Annotated in this window: 3 protein-coding genes; 1 reads left to right on the top strand and 2 read right to left on the bottom strand. The window is 74.2% G+C overall.

The genetic code is table 11. The annotated features are described in order from the left end of the window. On the bottom strand, nucleotides 1-1,065 hold a 1,065-nt coding region (locus VR44_RS19085; protein WP_045948751.1), incomplete at its 3' end, for a polysialyltransferase family glycosyltransferase. Then, entirely contained in the window at nucleotides 1,062-2,048 is a 987-nt protein-coding gene (locus VR44_RS19080; protein WP_045948750.1) for a glycosyltransferase family 2 protein, read from the bottom strand. The genes VR44_RS19085 and VR44_RS19080, both read right to left, overlap by 4 nt. A 155-nt stretch (nucleotides 2,049-2,203) precedes the next feature. Here VR44_RS19080 and VR44_RS19075 point away from each other — a divergent pair. Next, nucleotides 2,204-3,365 (top strand): DUF6716 putative glycosyltransferase (locus VR44_RS19075; RefSeq protein WP_052713702.1); only part of this gene is annotated, 1,162 nt, incomplete at its 3' end.

Genomic DNA, 3,365 nt, shown 5'->3' with positions numbered 1-3,365 from the left:
GTCGGGTACCAGCGCGTCCACCAGGGTCAGCGGGATCCGGTTGCTGTTCTGGTACGGGGCCAGCCGCCCCAGCACGGCCCCCGTACCGGTCCGCGCCACCGGGATCCCGTACAGCGCCCGGGCCGTCAGCAGCCCGGTCGAGAAGCAGCCCACCACCAGCGCCGGGCGCAGCCGCTGGTACAGGGTCTCGGCCAGCACCGGCGCGTCCAGCACCCGCAGCCGCACCCCCAGCCGGCCGGCCTCCGCCACGGCCCGTCGCGCGTACGCCCCGGGGGCGCTCGGGTGCGGTTTGAACACCAGGTCCCGGTGGCCCCACTCGTAGGCGCCGCGCACCATCGCGGCGTGCAGCTCCTCCTCCTCGTCCGGGGACATCAGATCCAGCGCGGACAGGTACTGCCCCAGCAGCAGGGCGGGCGGCTCCTCCCCGGACCCGTCCCCGGCCCCCTCCCCGGTGGAGGGTCCGAGCGGCTCCGCCAGGTCCGCCAGCTCGGTGAGGACCTTCAGCACGGCCGGCGCCGGGACCAGTTCCCCCCGCACCCCGAACTCCGTCAGCAGCAGCGGTTCCAGCCCCGGCACCAGGTCCAGGTGCAGCACCCGCCGCACCCGCATCCCGATCTGCGGGTCGATCCGGAAGCGGGTGGGCCCGTACGACATGAGCCCGTCGGCGTAGACGTCGATCGCGGCGCCCGGGAACAGCCGGCACAGGCTCTGCGCGGGCGGTACCTGCAGCGACTCCACGACCAGCTCGACCCGGTCCCGGCCCAGCCCCCACAGCCGCCGCAGCTGCCGCTCCCACAGCGGGACGTCCTCCGGGCGGGGCGCCCAGGCGCTGGGGTGCTGCGGGGCGACGACCGCGTTCCAGTCGAGCACCTCGTCGAAGCGGGTGCGCAGCGCGGCGAAACCCGGCATCGAGTCCAGGCCCGGGGTGACCTCGGGGGCCGGGGAGTGGTTGCTGGTCAGCAGGATCCGCCGGCCGGCCGGCGGGAGGCAGCCGGCGTCGAGGGCGGCGGCGAGGGTGGCCGTGCCGTAGAGGGTGGAGGCGAGGAAGACCTGCGTCACGTTCACGCGGACGCCCCGGAGGCCGTGACGGAGGCGCTCCGGCGGCGCAGCCTGCGCAGCAGGGCGGAACGCTCGGAGTCCATCGTGTCCAGGGCCCGCTCCAGCGCGGCGCGCGGCATGCGGGCGAGCGCGTCCGCGCTCATCGACCGGAGTTTTTTCGCCACGGCCGGTTCGAACCTTTCGATCGAGCCGATGTGGTGCGCGATAATTGCGCAATACGTTCGGACGGCTTTGGGGATCAGGAGTTCGGATTCCCGGTCGGCGGCCGTGTCCGAGAGGACCTGGTCGAATGCGCGGATGAAATCGAGCTGACGCTCGTCCCCGATCTGCGTCAACGAGGTGGAAATTCCCCGCCGGTAGAAGACCCCCGGCAGGCCGACCGTGGCGAACGACTCCGCCTCCCGGTGCAGCCGCCAGATCCACGGCCGGTCCTCCGCCGTCCGCAGCCCGTCGGTGAAGTGCAGCAGCCCCCGGTCCAGCAGCCGACGGTGGTACATCCCGGCCCAGGCGTACGGATAGTCCACCGCGGTGGCCCGCGAGGCCGGCAGGATCCCGGCGCGCGGATCGGCCACCACCGACTCCGGCCCGTACGGCACCCGCTGCACGACCCGCTCCCGGCCCGTCACCTGCACATGGTCGGTCCGGACGAAATCGCAGTTCAGGGCCTCGATGGCGGCCAGGGTGCGGGCCAGGTGGCCCGGGGCCAGCCAGTCGTCGCCGTCCAGGAAGGCGATGTAGCGCCCGCGCGCCGCGTCCAGCCCGGTGTTGCGGGCCGTCGCCAGCCCGCCGTTGCGCTCCCGTCTGAGCAGCACCGCCCCCGGCAGGGCCGCGGCGGCCCGCTCCAGCAGCCCGGGCGTCCCGTCCGTGGAACGGTCGTCGACCAGCAGGAACTCGAAATCCTCGCGGGCGTTGAGTTCGAGACTCCGCAGGGCGTCCGGGGCGTATGTCTGCACGTTGTAGAACGGCACGACCACAGAGAGCTTGAGCACCCGGGAGACCTTAGGGCGCGGCCCGGCATTCACCGTGGCTCCGATGCGTATTCCATGTGAACGACGCGGGGCGGTCGCGTTAACCAGGGCGCTTTCGCATTTCGTCGACGGGTTGTTAACCCGGCGTTGTGCGCTCGTTGGGCCGACCACCGGAAATGCGGAATAGCTTCTGCCGGGTGCCAGTGCCACTCAGCAGAAGCCGGGCCGATCAGCGGATCGCCGTACTCGCCGATTCCGACACGCGATGGAAATGGGGCGCCCACACGGCCCGCCGCCTCGCCCCCTCCGACGGCTCCCCGGGCCACCGGATCACCGGATACCTCCTGCGCGGCCGCGCCACCCCCACCGCCCGCCAGCTCGGCGAGGCGGGAGTGGGGGCCGACGCCGCGCCGGTGGAGGTGACCTGCGCGGAGTTCCTCGCGGAGCTCGGGCGCGAACGCCACGACGTGGTCGTCCTCGCCCTCGTCGGCGGCGCCGTCCAGGCCGTCCTGCACGGCGCGCGCGCCCTGTGGCCGGAGCCGTCGGCGCGGCCCGTGTTCGTCACCGGGTACGTGGGCGTGGTCTACGAGAAGCTCGCCGACGGGCTGCTGCTGCGGCACGGCGCTGACCTGGTCCTCGCCAACTCCCGCCATGACGCGGAGCGCTTCCGCGCCGTGTACGAGGGGGCGGGCGCCGACCCCGGCGCCGTCACCGAGACCGCCCTGCCCTTCCTCGCCGGGGCCCCGTACGAGCCCGCCGGGACCCGCACGCACCGGGTGGTCTTCGCGGTGCAGCCCTCCGTGCCCGAGAGCCGCGCCGACCGCGCCTACCTGCTGGGCCGCGCCGCCGGGCACGCCCGGCTGCACCCGGACCGCGAGGTGCTGGTCAAACTGCGCAGCCGGCCGGGGGAGCACACCACCCACCTGGAGGAGCACCCCTACCAACGCCTGGCCGAACGCCTCCCGGGCGGCCTGCCGCCCAACTGCCGGCTGGTCTACGGCCACATGGGCGAGGTCCTGGACACCACCGGCCTGCTCGTCACGGTCTCCTCCACCGCCGCCCTGGAGTCCCTCCACCGGGGCATCCCCACCGCCGTCCTCACCGACCTCGGCATCCGCGAGTCCCTCGGCAATCAGCACTTCCTGGGCTCGGGCTGCCTGGCCTCCTGGGACCAACTGGACACGGGCCTGCTCCCGCGGGCGGACCCGGCCTGGCTCAGCACCCACGGAGTCCCGGGCGCCCGCCGCATCCCGGCCGCCCGACCCGCGGCCGCCTCGGGCGGCGCGCGGGCCGCCGGGACCGGCCCCGCCGGTGGCGTCGCCGCAGGGGATGTCCCGG

Source organism: Streptomyces katrae (assembly GCF_000966975.1).
Lineage (GTDB): Bacteria > Actinomycetota > Actinomycetes > Streptomycetales > Streptomycetaceae > Streptomyces > Streptomyces katrae.
The sequence above is the reverse complement of the archived record's forward strand: the minus strand, read 5'-3'. Positions and strand labels throughout refer to the sequence as shown.